The organism is Actinosynnema sp. CA-299493, from assembly GCF_050946825.1.
In the GTDB taxonomy this organism is placed as follows: domain Bacteria; phylum Actinomycetota; class Actinomycetes; order Mycobacteriales; family Pseudonocardiaceae; genus Actinosynnema.
Window position 1 is genome coordinate 1,148,204 of the sequence record NZ_CP191993.1, and the last position, 13,913, is coordinate 1,162,116.

General features: G+C 68.1%; 10 protein-coding genes and 1 pseudogene. 8 read left to right on the forward strand and 3 right to left on the reverse strand.

Going from position 1 to position 13,913, the window contains the following annotated elements; translation table 11 throughout:
* Positions 1 to 11: 11 nt before the first annotated feature.
* From ACQPYE_RS05550 to ACQPYE_RS05580, 7 genes are all read left to right on the forward strand, one after another.
* The gene (locus tag ACQPYE_RS05550; protein ID WP_498719660.1) at positions 12 to 413 is read left to right on the forward strand and encodes a hypothetical protein; all 402 of its coding nucleotides are present in this window, start codon (positions 12 to 14) and stop codon (positions 411 to 413) included.
* Positions 400 to 741 carry a hypothetical protein gene (locus ACQPYE_RS05555; RefSeq protein WP_498719662.1) on the forward strand — a complete coding sequence of 114 codons (342 nt, stop codon included), beginning with the start codon at positions 400 to 402 and terminating at the stop codon, positions 739 to 741. The genes ACQPYE_RS05550 and ACQPYE_RS05555 overlap by 14 nt, the downstream gene beginning before the upstream one ends.
* 310 nt (positions 742 to 1,051) lie before the next feature.
* Positions 1,052 to 2,263, forward strand: a complete 1,212-nt coding sequence (locus tag ACQPYE_RS05560; RefSeq protein ID WP_498719664.1) for an ISAs1 family transposase — start codon at positions 1,052 to 1,054, stop codon at positions 2,261 to 2,263.
* A gap of 642 nt (positions 2,264 to 2,905) precedes the next feature.
* Complete coding sequence (locus tag ACQPYE_RS05565) at positions 2,906 to 3,175, forward strand: hypothetical protein (protein WP_141978925.1); 270 nt, start codon at positions 2,906 to 2,908, stop codon at positions 3,173 to 3,175.
* Complete coding sequence (locus ACQPYE_RS05570; protein ID WP_498719666.1) at positions 3,168 to 3,779, forward strand: DUF6879 family protein; 612 nt, start codon at positions 3,168 to 3,170, stop codon at positions 3,777 to 3,779. Before ACQPYE_RS05565 ends, ACQPYE_RS05570 begins: the two co-directional genes overlap by 8 nt.
* Before the next feature lie 222 nt (positions 3,780 to 4,001).
* Entirely contained in the window at positions 4,002 to 6,182 is a 2,181-nt protein-coding gene (locus ACQPYE_RS05575) for an ATP-binding protein (RefSeq protein WP_498719668.1), read from the forward strand.
* 283 nt (positions 6,183 to 6,465) lie between these two features.
* The gene (locus ACQPYE_RS05580) at positions 6,466 to 6,666 is read left to right on the forward strand and encodes a hypothetical protein (RefSeq protein ID WP_498719670.1); all 201 of its coding nucleotides are present in this window, start codon (positions 6,466 to 6,468) and stop codon (positions 6,664 to 6,666) included.
* Between the two features lie 224 nt (positions 6,667 to 6,890).
* On the opposite strand, the gene ACQPYE_RS05585 is transcribed toward ACQPYE_RS05580, so the two are convergent.
* Both ACQPYE_RS05585 and ACQPYE_RS05590 read right to left on the reverse strand, forming a co-directional pair.
* Positions 6,891 to 7,400 (reverse strand): hypothetical protein, encoded by a 510-nt coding sequence (locus ACQPYE_RS05585; protein WP_498719672.1) that lies wholly within the window; start codon positions 7,398 to 7,400, stop codon positions 6,891 to 6,893.
* Between the two features lie 486 nt (positions 7,401 to 7,886).
* Positions 7,887 to 11,111, reverse strand: a complete 3,225-nt coding sequence (locus ACQPYE_RS05590) for a DEAD/DEAH box helicase (protein ID WP_498719674.1) — start codon at positions 11,109 to 11,111, stop codon at positions 7,887 to 7,889.
* A 97-nt stretch (positions 11,112 to 11,208) separates the two neighbouring features.
* Here ACQPYE_RS05590 and ACQPYE_RS05595 point away from each other — a divergent pair.
* Positions 11,209 to 11,514 (forward strand): annotated as a pseudogene (locus tag ACQPYE_RS05595) (SbcC/MukB-like Walker B domain-containing protein); the annotation flags it as partial.
* A gap of 484 nt (positions 11,515 to 11,998) precedes the next feature.
* Here the strand turns inward: ACQPYE_RS05595 and ACQPYE_RS05600 are convergent.
* Entirely contained in the window at positions 11,999 to 13,741 is a 1,743-nt protein-coding gene (locus ACQPYE_RS05600) for a hypothetical protein (RefSeq protein WP_498719676.1), read from the reverse strand.
* Positions 13,742 to 13,913 lie beyond the last annotated feature (172 nt).

Here is a 13,913-nt window from a genome sequence, read left to right on the forward strand (position 1 = left end):
TCACCGGCTCGGTGCTGCGATCGATCCGGTTCGAGCGCCGCGGCCCCGGCTGCACGCTGCGCGTCGACCTGCCGGTCGCCTCGGACGTGCCCGGCTACAGCCGCGTGCAGGCACACCTGGGGTTCCTGGCGGTGGACGACGTCCGGCTGTCCGGCGGCGCGGTGCTCCCGGCCACCGTGTCGGTCGAGTTCGCGCAGCGGCCGGAGGCGAGGTTGGCCGTGTCGGTGACCGGTGAGTCGTTGCGCCTGACGCTGACGTGCGCCGAGCAGTTCCGCTTCGGCAGGATCAGCGCCCACAACTCGCCCCCGGACGCGGTGGACGACGGGCCGCACGAGTTCACCAGCAGGCTGGACCAGCGGCTGTACACGGCGGTCCCCGGACCGGAGATCGACACTTACCATGAGCACATCTGACCTGTCGGCGTTCGAGCTCTACGCCCTGCACTGGGACGAACGCGACCAAGCCGTCACCGCGTCCTTCGAAGGACCGCTGGACGAAGCCGCCCGTCGGACGTGGGAGGCGCCGCCCGAGCACGACTGGATCCGGTTCCACCTCAGGTTCGCCGCGGTCGACGACGTGCAGGTGCGCGGCTGGAGCCACCAGCTGCCCATCAGGGTGGAGCAGGTACCGGTGGGGGACCGGGTCACGGTCACGGTGACCGGGGAGGGCACCGACGTCCGTTTCACCTCCGCCCCCGCCGCCCGGGTAGGGAGCCGAACGTCCAAAGCCGGATCGTTCTGACCGACACGGGCGACGGCACCAAGAGCTGACGTGCCACTCTCTTGAAGCCTCGCGACCGCCTGTCCATCCAAGGTCGGCTTCAGAGTCGGCGAGGGACTTCCCGGCAGGGAGACGACGGCGGCACGACACGAGCGGGACGAGCAGCTGGCTGCGGTGTTGCCCAGGGCGATTGCGTAGTCAGACACCAAGGCGCTGAACTGGGAGTTTGCGAAGTGAAGGGCCTGCGTGGAGGCGACGGCGGCGGGTGAGACCGCATCGGTGATCATGGAGTTGCGACGCTTCACGACTCCGAGGAAGACCCCACCCGCCGATGACATCCTCTCCCATCACCGCACTGACCGTCACGCCGGGCCGCGTCGGCAGCCCACCACCGCCTGTCACCGACGGTGAGCACGGTGGTCTGCTGGATGCCTTGGCGAAGGTTCCGGACCCGCGTGACCCGCGCGGGATCCGTTACCCGTTGTCGGCGCTGCTGATGGTCGCGGTCTGCGCGGTCCTGGCCGGGGCGTCGTCCTTCACTGCGATCAGCGACTGGCTGCGGGATCTCGACCGTCACGCCCGTGAGCGGCTCGGGTTCGACCGCATTCCTTCCGGCACAACGATGTGGAGGTTATTGACCCGCCTCGACGCCGACTTGTTGGCCACCGTTCTCGCCGGGTGGCTCACCGCCCGCGCCCGGCGGTCACCACCGGTCCGACCAGGCCGATACCGCCGCGTCATCGCCGTGGACGGCAAGACCCTGCGCGGCGCCCGCCTCGACGGCGGCCGACAGGTCCACCTGCTCTCCGCGCTGGACACCGACACCGGCATCGTCCTGGCCCAGGTCACCGTGGACACGAAATCGAACGAGATCCCCGCGTTCACACCGCTTCTCGACGCCGTCCACAAGGTCGTGGGCACCCTGGAGGGCGTGGTGTTCGTCGCCGACGCCCTGCACACCCAAACCGGCCACGCCCGCCAGGTCGCCGCCCGCGGAGCCCACCTCATGGCCGCGGTCAAGGGCAACCAACCGACGTTGTTCGCCCAACTGAAATCCCTGCCCTGGACCGACATCCCGGTCGGTGACCGCACCCGCGACCGCCGTCACGGACGCCGCGAGACCCGCACCGTCAAAGCCGTCACCCCGCACATCCCCGGCGGCATCGCGTTCCCCCACGCCGAGCAGGCCATCCGGATCACCCGCAGCCGCACCACCCACGCGAAAACCACCCGCGAAACGGCCTACTTCACCGTGTCCCTGCCCGCCGGCGAGGCCCCGCCAGGCGAGCTACAGGCTTGGATCCGCCGCGAGTGGCTCATCGAGAACCAGGTCCACCACGTCCGCGACGTGACGTTCCGTGAAGACTCCCACCAGGCCCGGACCGGCACCGGCCCGGCCGTCATCGCCACCCTGCGCAACACCGCAATCGGCTGGCACCGCACCAATGGCGACACCAACATCGCCCGCGCCCTCCGCCGCGCCAACCGCCGATCACACGACCTGATCAACGCCGTGACCAGCAGCTACCCCACAACGCAATGACCCTGGGTGTTGCCGGTGCGGGTCGAGTTCCGCACCGCGTGTGGGAACGCGTGTTCGGCGGTTGGGTTCGGTTCAGCAACTATTCACGCCGCTGTGTGGAGCAGATCTGGAGTTTGGGCCACGTGCGGCGGCTTCGAACGGCGGTGAACTGCGCTGGCTGACGCGACGTTCTCGATTTGCGCCGGTAAGTGCCCTGTCCGGGTCGTGCCAACGGTGTGGAGATGCCAAGCACCATCGGGGCCTGTTCACCTTGGCGGGGGTCACCGAGCTCCGCCGGATCCGAACTCGACATCACGAACCTCGTGCGTGATCGCCCCTGGCCACGGCTTCGTTTCACTGCGGTCAGGAGGGCGCGACATCCCTCGGTGCGACCAACACAGTGAGGGGTAGTCCGGAAGTGTGTCGCCCAGATGGAGGGGCGGAAGTCGGCAAATGCGCTCTGTGTGAATAACGCCGGTCGATCGTGTGTTCCCACCGGACCTGTGTGGTGTTCCCATTTCGACGGAACGGGCGTTGAGTCCGCATTTATGCGGACTGAGGTGGTGTGGTGCTCACTAACATCGGTTGTCAAGTGGTGAAGACGCTCGAACGTGGTGTCGCCATACAGTATTTCCGGGATCACCTCGAATGCAAGGGGATTTCATGAGTCGTCCTTGGGAAGCCGACCCCGTCGCGCACTTCGCCAAACGACTTGGCAGGTCCGCCGTCCAGTTGGGTGTCACCAACGACGACCCCTCCTGTCCGGACATCTGGGAGCTGGGCAATGGCGACATCGCGGTCATCGGTCGAGACCTCACAGCGGACTACGCATCCCGCTTACCCGACGGCGTTCACATCGGCGCGGACGAGAAACTCGTCGTGATCCCCGGTGTCATGCTGCGAGCAGCCAAGAGGGACATCGCCGATGAGTGACCCCGAGGCCGTCCTGAGCGGCACCAGGCTGAGCGTCGACGAGTACCTCGACGACTTCAAGGGCAACTTCTGGCACGACAACAACGGCGTGAACTGGAAGCTGGAACGGCGTCAGGAGTTCGTCGAGTCCTCCAACGAGAGCTGGGAGGCGTCCAGGCGCAACGACTGGCGCAGATCGCTCGACCTGCTGGAGGAGGGACGTGCGAACGTCGCCGCCTACGAGCGCAGGATCAGCGACATGGGCATGGAAGTGCGTCGTGTGCGGGTGGTGGAGAAACCGGTCACCCCGTACCTGCTCTGGGAGTTGACCTCGCTCCACGTCCGCCACCAGGTAGGCGGGAAGATCCGGGTGGTCGAGCGTGACCAGGTTCGCGCGCTCGAAACCGGCGGCACGGTGCTCCCCGAACTCTTCCTCCTCGGCCGGACCATCGCCTACCAGGTCCTTTACGACGATGAAGGCGTGTTGAGCGGTGCGGTGAAGTGCACGGTTCCCGATGAGGTCGGGCACTGGGGCGACATCGTGGCTTCCCTGTACGACCAGGGTGAAGAACTCGGTTCGTTCTTCGACCGTGAGGTGGCCAGGCAATTACCCCTGGCGGGCTGACAGGTCATGACCGGACCCGACAGGCACGGATGGGGTGAATCGCACAACGACCTGAGCGGATCAGCCGAGGACGTCGTCCAAGCCCGTGATGTGATCGGCGGTGTGCACTTCCACCGCTCCGGGCGCCCCACTGCGCCGATGCCACGACAGTTGCCTGCTGACGTGCGTGGCTTCGTCAACCGTTCCGCCGACCTCGAATTGCTCACGCTGACATCGTCAGAGGTGGCGGACCGGGTCGTGGTGTGGGTGGTGGTCGGCACCGCCGGTGTGGGCAAGACGTCGCTGGCGGTGCGGTGGGCGCACCAAGTCGCCGGCGACTTCCCGGACGGTCAGCTCTACGTGAACCTGCGCGGTTACGACGCCGGGCTGCCGATCGGCCCGGACGAGGCGCTCGACCGCTTCCTGCGCGCGTTGGGCGTGCCCGGCAACCTCGTACCGGCCGACCTGGACGCACGCTCGGCGTTGTTCCGGTCACTTCTCGCGGGACGCAGGTTCCTGATCCTGCTGGACAACGCGGCCTCACCTGCGCAGGTGAGACCGCTCCTGCCGGGTACCGCCGGCTGCCTCGTGCTGGTCACCAGTCGCGACAAGCTCGCCGGCCTGGTGTCCCGGGACGGCGCGCGTCGGCTGCGATTGGACATCCTGCCCCTCGACGAGGCCGTGTCGTTGCTGCGGGACCTCATCCAGGAGTACCGCCCCCAGGACAACGACGAAGACCTGGCGCAACTGGCCAGGCTGTGCGCACGTCTGCCGTTGGCACTGCGCATAGCGGCGGAGCGGGCGATCGGCAAACCGCGGACGTCACTGCGGGACATGATCACCGAGCTGCGCGACGAGTCAAGCCTGTGGGACGCCCTGGGATCGGACGACAGCGACGCCGTCCGCACCGTCTTCGCGTGGTCCTACCGGGCGCTGTCCAAGGGGGCGAGCCGACTGTTTCGCATGCTCGGCCTGTACCCCGGTGACGACTTCGGCCCTGCGGCTGTCGCGGCGCTGCTGGGCGAGCCTGTGCCCACCGTGCGGCGCCTGCTCGACGACTTGGCCGGCGCGCACCTGCTGGAGAGCACGGCGACGGACCGCTACGAGTTCCACGACCTGCTCCGGCTCTACGCGCAAGACCAGGCGCGAACCGAGGAACCACCGGAGGCGGCGACGGCGGCGCTGGAACGCCTGGCCGCCTGGTACCTGCACGCGGCGTGGAACGCGGTCCGGGCGCTGATCCCCGAAACCGCTGCCCGTGAGCTGCCGCCGCTGTCCCAGACAGTGTCCGCCCCGATGTTCGCCGACCACCAGGACGCCTTCGACTGGTACGAACACGAGCGCCGGAACCTCCGGTCGGTGATCCGCGTCCTGGACGAGCGGGGACACGACGAGGGGGTGGCACTCCTGGCTGACGTCCTGCGCGAGATCTACGCCCGCTACAACCACTTCGACGACTGGATCACGACCGGCGAGGCAGGTCTGGACGCGGCCCGCCGATCGGGGAACCGCCGCGGTGAAGCGGACGCGCTGGAAAGTCTCGGCAAGGCTCACACCCAACAGGGAAACCGGACCAGGGGAATCGAGCACCAAGCACTGGCGCTGGGGATCAGGCAGGAGATCGGCGACCGACGCGGCGAACTCGCTTCCACCAACGCGCTCGGCCTGGCGCACCTGCGCAACCACGAACCGGACACGGCGCTGCGGCACTTCCGGCGTTCCCAGGAGATCGCGGACGACCTGGTCGACGGCTACTGGACAGCAGTGACGTCCAACAACATCGCCAACGCCCTGATCGACCTCGAACGCCCAGAGGAGGCCGTTCCCCTGCTCCACGCCGCCCTGGCCGGGTACCGGCGCCTGTCGATCCCCGGTGGCGAAGGCGACGCGTTGCGCGGGTTGAGCCACGCGCACCGCCTGCTCGGGGTTCCGGACCAAGCACACCGCTTTATCAGCGACGCGCTGTCGATCGCGAGGGACCGCAAGAACCCGGCGTGGGAGGCGTTCTGGTCGCTGGAGGCCGGACAAGTGTCCCTGGCTCTCGGTGATCCCGACGAGGCCCTGGTCCTCTACCAGCGCGCGGCGTCGCTCCAGCGGCAGCTGGGCGACCGGATCAGGGAGGCTGCTGTCCTGGACGCCACCGGTGAGGCATACCGGCGGTCGGCGCGTCCTGCGGATGCCATCGCGTTCCACCAGTACGCGGTGGACGTTTTCCGCCAATCCGATGAGAGATGGCGGTTGGCCGTAGCCCTCCGGAACCTGGGGGCCGTCCTGATCACCGCGGAAGGCGCGCAAGCCGCGGCGAGCGCCCTCGACGAGGCCGCAGCACTGTTCGCCGAGTTCGACGACCCGGCCGTCCACCGTCACCGCGCCGAGGTCGACGCACTGCGCCGGGATGGGGAAGACGGTCCCGCAACGCTCTGACCGACTTGCGTGCGGCAGCGGCACTGAGTCTTGGCCGAGCCTGTGCTGAGGGTGCGAACCGAGTTCACGCCGCATATGGGAACGCGTGTTCGGTGGTTGAACTCGGTCTCCGCCACTGTTCATGCCGCTGCGTGTGGAGCAGATCTGGAGCAGACGGAGAAGTTGACGACGTGTGACGGCTCCGAACAGCAGTGAACGGTATCGGCTGACGTGCTGGTTCGCAGGTCGCGGTCTGCCACGCCGCCCTCGGTGACGCGCCGGAGGCCCTGGCACACCTGGAACGGTGCTGGAAATCCGGCAGCGGCAGCTCGGCGCCACCGACGACGAGATCGTCGAACTGCGCCGGGAGGCGGCCAGGTCGCAGGCATCGGCGGGGGACGCGCGAGGTGCGGCGGCACGGGTTCGCGCACTCCTGGTGGACCTCGGTCTCTCGCATCCGAGAAGCGACGAACCGCGCGTGATGCTGAGCCGATTCACGGGTTGACGCGGCTCACCCCGCCGCGGTGCCCGGGGAAAGCGGGGGGACGTCCGGGCGATCAGGCGGATCCGCTCGCGGACCTCCTCACCGATCGCCTCGGCGTTCCCCGCTCCACTCCGGGTCCAGCGCCGTGGGGCCTCGCCCCTTGAACGCGTGGACCACATCACGCACCAACCTGGACCGTCAGCCGACCAGGCCGGTTACCGGGTCGACGTTCCGGGACGCGGGTACTAGTTGCTGTTTCCGTACTTCCACCCGAGGTAGTTGGCGAAGTAGGTGCGGGACACGTGGCCGATGCGGCCGCCGACGCTGGTGGCCCAGACGCCGCCGTTGCCGTCGGAAAGGCCGACGTGGCCGTACGACGAGATGTTCCAGAAGACAAAAGCACCACGTGGCGGGTTCGTGCCGGTGTGGCGGCCGCCGTCGTTGGAGTTCCAGTGAGCTATCGCGCTGGCGTGGTGGGTGCTCCGGTTCCAGGCGAGGCGCACGGCGCGTTCGCAGTAGCCGTCGTACTCGGTGCTGCCTTGACGGTTCCGAAACCAGTCGATGGCGCCTTCGACCGTCTGCAGGGTGCCCATCTCATCGCCGCCCGTCGGCAGGACGGCACCCGGGTCGGCGATGTCGGCGGACGTGATCCGGCTGTACACCTCGGTGGGCCCTGCGGCGACGACCGCCGGACCGGCCGCCGTGGCCATCCCCGCACCGACGGTCAACACCGAAAATGCCGCGACGACGAGCACGGCGACACGGGAAATTCGCTTCATCGGGCATCTCCTCTTTTGCCCGCGTGCAGCGGGCGAGTTCGTAAAGCATCTCGCGACCACCGTGATGGATCCACACATCTCTCGGAAACCAACCGTTTGGCCCAGGGTGAAGTGAAAACCGTGAGCGGCCCGCGTTGTTCGGTCGGCCGGAAGTGTTATTCCGGTCCAACCGAATACGGCGATCAGGTCGGTGGTCGGCGACCTCGGCGTCAATCAGGAGACGCTGCGCGACCGGGGAGGTCGTGGTGGACCCGGGCTCGCCGGAGGACGGGAACGCCGCGCTGCGCCGGCTGATCCGCGTACCGGAGGAGGAGCGGGGCATCCCGCCGACGTGGTCGATTATTTCGCCGGGAAGACGCGCCGGTAAGGGTTCGCAACGACATCATCGGCGGTTCGGGAATCACCGTCACCGCCGTGCGCTTCCCGCCGGTACTCGTGATGGAACCGGCTCGCAGCACCGCGCTACAGGGCGAACAGGTCCCGGATGTCGCCGACGTCGAGGGCCGCGCTGAAGGCGTTTCCGTCGTCCATGACGCCGGCGAACAGCTCGGCCTTCTTCGCCTTGAGCGCCATCACCTTCTCCTCGATGGTGTCCTGGGCGACGAAGCGGTAGACCATGACGTTGCGGGTCTGGCCGATGCGGTGGGTCCGATCCACCGCCTGGGCTTCGGTGGCCGGGTTCCACCACGGGTCGAGCAGGAAGCAGTAGTCCGCCTCGGTGAGGTTGAGCCCGAACCCGCCCGCCTTGAGGCTGATGAGGAAGACGGGAGCCGTCCCCTCCTTGAACCGCTTGAGCACGGCGGCCCGGTCGCGGGTCTTGCCATCGAGGTAGCAGTGCTCGACGCCGGCCGCGTCGAGCCCGGCGCGCACCTTGTCCAGGAACCCGGTGAACTGGCTGAACACCAGGGCCCGGTGTCCGCCGTCGATCACGTCGTGGAGCTGCTCGGTCAATGCGTCGACCTTGGCGCACGGCAGGTCGTGGTGCTTGTCGTCGACCAGCCCCGCGTGCAGGCTGAGCTGTCGCAGCAGCGTGAGCGAACGCAGGATCGTGAACCGGTTCTTGTCCACGTCGTCGATCAGGCCGAGCACCTTCTGCCGTTCCCGCTGCAACCGGGCCTGGTAGATCTTCCGGTGCCGGGGGTGAAGTTCGACCGTCAGCACCTGCTCCTGCTTCGCGGGCAGGTCGGCGGCCACCTGTTCCTTGGTCCGCCGCTTGACCAGCGGCTTGATGCGCCGCCGGAGCTGGGCCAGGCGGTCGTTGTCGCCGCGCTTCTCGATCGGCAGGGCGTAGTACTCGCGGAACCTGGTGGGGCTGGGGAACAACCCCGGCGCGGTGATCGAGAGCAGTGACCACAGCTCCATCAGGTTGTTCTCCATCGGCGTGCCGGTGATCGCCAGCTTGACCGGGGCGGGCAGCAGGCGCGCGCACTGGTGGATCTTCGACTGGTGGTTCTTGGCGAACTGGGCCTCGTCCAGCACCAGGCCGGACCACGGGGCCTTCGCGTACTCGTCGAAGTCGATCCGGAACACCGCGTACGAGGTGACCACCACGTCCGCTCCGGTGATGACCGCGTCCAGCGCCTGACCGCGTCGCCTCGACGTGTCCGGCACGACGACGACGTCGAGCCCCGGCGCGAACCGCGCGGACTCGGCGGCCCAGTTCGACAGAACGCTCGTGGGCGCGACGATGAGGAACGGCGGCCCGTCGGGTGCTTCCCGCTTCGCGTGGCAGATCAGCGCCAGTGACTGCACCGTCTTGCCCAGTCCCATGTCGTCGGCCAGGATGCCGCCGAGTCGGGCTTCCCACAGGAAGGCGAGCCAGCGGAAGCCGTCCACCTGGTACGGGCGCAGTCGGGCGTCGAGGGTCGGGGGCACCTCGAAAGCGCGCAGCGCCTCCCCGGACAGCAGTCCCCCGACCTGGCGTCGCCACGCCTGCGCCTGGTGCTCCACCACCCCGAGACCGACCAGCTCGTCCCACAGGCCGGCTTGGAAGCGGCTGATCCTCAGCCCGCCGCCGGGTGTGTCCTGCAGCGCCCGCGCTTCCTCGATCAGCCCCGCCAGCGCCCGCAGGCCGGGCTTTTCCAGGGAGAAGTACGCGCCGTCGTCGAGCAGCACGTGCGAGTGGCCCTGGCTCAGCGCGGAGAACACCTGGGCGAAGTGGACCTGCGTGCCGTCGACGCTGATCGTGACACCGAGGTCGAACCAGTCCGTTTCACCGGTCAGCGCCCGCGTGGACACGCCGATCGACACGCTGTCGCTCACCTCGCGGTAGTCGACCGGCGTGCCATCCGTCTCGACCACCACCCCAGGGCGTTCGGCCAGCAGCGGCAGCACCTCGGTGACGAACCGCATCGTGTCGAGCCCGGTCAGGCTGGTCCGGTCCGCCCGCGGTCCGAACTGCTCGACGGACGCGAGCGCGGCGAGTTCCGCGTCGGCGTCGCGGTAGTCGCCTTCCGGCCCGGAAGCGTCCAGCGGCACGCGCAGCCGGGACTCGCCGATCTCGTACGCCCACTCCCAGCCGACGTCGAGGGCGTGATCCGCGCCGAACCCGGCTCGCACGACCAGGGTGGGTCCGGAGATCTCCGGGGGTGTGAAGGCGCCGTCGGAGGAGATCACCGGGGCCAGGTGACGCAGGCGCGGGTAGAACTCGTCCCGGAACCGGCTCCGCCCGGACTCGGGAACCGTCAGTCGCCGCTTCTCCAGCACCAGCCGTTGCAGCGGGGGTGGGACGTGCTCGGCGAACCTCGCGAGCCGGAAGCGCCAGCGGCGGCAATCGGCGTCGGCCTCCGTCTCGGCCCGATCCGCGTAGACCAGGCCGTGGCCGTCCGAGCCGACGAAGCAGAGCGGCTCGATCTCCGTCGAGACCTCGTCAACGCCGATCACCGGGCTCACCGTGCTGCCCGCCTCGTTCCCGGTGACGTCAAGCGCGATCCGCGCGACGCCCGGGGCGGGCAGTTCTCCCCACGACTTGCGCGCGTGCACCAGTCGCAGACCGATCTGCCGCGCCTCGTCGATGGAGGACCAGAGCGTGGCCGAGTCGATCGAAGCGAGGTCGATCGACTTCGTGTCGTAGTAGGCGCGGTAGCCGGCGCCGGCGCCGGCGAGGCACAGCCCGTACATCTCGCGCAGGAGCCGGACGTGCGAAGCGCGGTACTCCTCGACGTGGTACGCGCCGAGCTGGTTCCAGCTCAGCCCGCTCGAAACCCACCCGGTCTTGCCCTGCCGCACGATCCGCGCCTGCACCGCGAAGCCGGTCCCACCGTGCGACCTGCCCGGCGTCAGCGTCAGCTCGACCGCCAACGGCTTGCCCGCGCCAACGTCCCGGCCGGAGGTCAGCAGCTCCTGGAACGCCTGGTCCCACGTGGCCTTCGGTGTCGTGCCCCGGCGCGGTCGTTGCGTGGCGACGACCACCAGCGCCACCACGTGCTTGCAGTTGAACCCCACAGGACAGGTGCACTCGCCGTGCGCGAACTCGACCACGTCGTCATCGACGACGTCGAAGTACGCGGACGACTCGTAGACGTCGCCCTTGCCGCGTACCGTCCCGTGCAGCGCCACCTCCACCGCGTCCCACGACGCGCCCAGCACCGCACCCCGGTCCGCGTAGTCGGTCCCCCGATCGAAGGTGGTCCTGCCGACCGCGTCCTCGACGTCCGCGAGGTCGAACCGGAACCGCGTCACTCGCATGCGGGCAAACGTAGCAACCCCCTGTCCGGCGATCTCGACGGCGCGTCGTGACACGGCGGCCGACGGTGTCGCCGACGCGCACGGGTCCGGCCGACCGCCCCTGTTCGCCGTCGTGGCCGCCCACTACCAGGCCGTTGCCGGAGCGCCGCGAGTCATCCTGCTGGACGAGGTCTTCGTCGGTGTCGACAGCGTCAACCGCGGTCAGGTGTTCGAACTGCTGTCCGCGTTGGACCTCGACCTGGTCCTCACCTCCGACCACGAGTGGTGCACCTATCGCGAGCTGGACGGGATCGCGATCCACCAGTTGATCAGCGGTGGTGACGGTGTCGACGCCGTCACCGCGGTCCGGTTCGTGTGGAACGGCGCGGAGGTGGTCGACGAAGACGTGGCGGAGGACGACTGATCGCAGTTCATCGCAGATCGAAGCCCGGGTAGATGAGGCCATTCCGCCGGTCACGCTGTGGCAAGGGGAAACCCGGCTGCGATGTCCAGTCGCCTGAACAATGGCTGCTCGACGACGGTACCATCCCTTTGTCGCATCTGGCGGCGAACTGTCGAGTCGTTTACCGATCTTGGTCCCTTCTCCGCTGAATCTGCCTATGAGGCGGTGACGACGGCGTGGCATGAGCTGGGGGAGCCGTTCACGCCGCGGTGTGTGGAGCAGATCTGGAGCAGGCGGAAGAGCTGAACGACGTGCGACGGCTCCGAACGGCGGCGGGTGGCGCCGGCTGACGTGCCGGTTCTCTGTTCACGCTGGTCAGAGCGCTTGTGGAACAGTCCTGGCGGAGTGAGGATCAGCTTGTTGCCTGCGCTTCGTCCCAGTTGGCATGTATTTGCGGTTGTTGGGTGGGGTTCTGAACCGCGTACCTTGATTTACAGGGCGGTGGTCAGGGTGTGACCTCGGATTTGGTTGATTCGGTAGATTTCGTGCCGATCCTCTCGCTCGCCTCGATGGAGGCGTAGCGCCGTCGTTGAAGTTCATCGCGTTCAGCGTCCGGGATCGTCATCGACTCGGCGAGCACGGCAGCCAGTGCGTTCACTTGAGTGTTGTCGATGTCGGTGTGGAAGAGCCACCGGATGTTCTCGTCGCGGGTGATGAGGTCGATCGTCAAGCGTGAGTTCTTGTCCTGTGTGGTTGTTGTCCGGATGTATCGCACCTGGTCGATCGGGACGTCTTGACGGATCTCGGCTTGCTCGAGGAATTCGGTTGTCTTGGCCGTGATGATGCGGCGGTCCGTGACGGCGACCAGTATCTTTGCCGGAGTCTTGTCCCTCGCTCCCGTCAGCATTTCCTTTGCTCCGCCGACGATCGCGGAAATGGGGTCGAAGGTGTCGGGCTGGTCGGAGAAGCCGAGGGCGCGGAGGGTCTCACCGTCCTCGAAGAGCCATCGCAGAATGCGGAGGTACGGCTCTGGGTCCAGCGATTCGGGTGCGCAGACGACGTCGGGGACCTTGAGCGGAGGGGTCGGCGGGTGGAGGGTGTCGGCAAGAGGCTGGATCGCCTCCAGGATCCGGGCGGAGGCTTCGCGGGAGCCCTTCACGTCCTTGCGCTTCCCCGGCAGCGGCCATGCGTCGGGGCCGCGGAGCTCGGCGGTGATCCGCAGCTCCAGCGTCAGCGCGTCGACGAGGCTCGTCGTCTCGGCGAGGGCGGAGTCGAACCCCGCGCGGGTGTCGCGTGCGATGACCTCGGCGTATTGGGCCTCGGCGGTGTCGTCGCGGCCGGCGGCTCTCGCCCTTGCGGCGCGAAGCGCGTGGTACCCGGTCCACGCCTTGAGGGAGGACAGGAGGGCGTAGACGTCGAAGGCGATCGCCTGGGCATTCGTCTGCAGGTACTCGCGGTGGCTGCGTGCGTCGGCCTGGCTGATCTGCCTGACGTGGTCGCGAACGTTCCCCTGGTAGAGGTCGAGTTGCTTCTGCAGCAGCGCTCCGCTGCCCGCGACGTCCTCCCACAAGGACGTCGGGACCGACTCGATCTCTCGCGCTTGGTCGACCGCGCGATCGATGGCGGTGACGAGCCCCGTCAGCTCGGCCCACTGGTCCTTGCGGATGGTGGTGAGGAGCTGATTCGTGACCGCGAGGTTGGTCCTGACGAGGCCCGACACCTCACTCAGCATCATCTGAAGGGCGACCATGGCCAGCGCCGGCCCGATCGAGGCCGCGACTCGCGCCTTGCTCACCGCACTTACGGAGTAGAAGCGGGCCTGGTGCAGGATGCCGCCGGGACCCATTACCGCGCCGAGATTTCCGCCGTCCTTGACGGCGAGCGCCGCGCCGTTGTTCAGCAGGGCTTGTGCCGTGCCACCGATCCTGTAGAGCCCCTGCGCGCCGGCGAACGCGTTCCCGAGATTGCCGGCCACGGTCGTCGCGTTCCCGATCGAGGCGAGGACCGCTGAGATCTGCTTGCGGTCGGCAGCCGGCACGACCCCGAAGTCGATCAGATCAGGCTTCAGCTCCGGAGGGACCTCGCCGGCGACGATAGCCACCCCTGGGAGCACCTCCACCAGGACCGTCGTCGTCGAGTCGATGTCCGAGTCGGACGTCGGATCGTCCACGACAGGTGAGTCGGTGGCATCGCTCCGGCCGTTCTCCTGAGGCTCGGCGATCTCCGTCGAGTCCGAAGGGTCCTGCATGCGATCTCCTCCCGCGGGGCGCGTGCAACGGCCGGACCTCGTCGGCGGCGACGGCTGCTCGGGCTCGTGGCTGGGTGCGTGTTGTGGTCAAGACGGCGGATGCGCTGGGTCAGTCTGATGCTCGAAGTGGCGGTCAGGGGTACTCCGGCGTGATCTCGTTGCAGGACCGGAA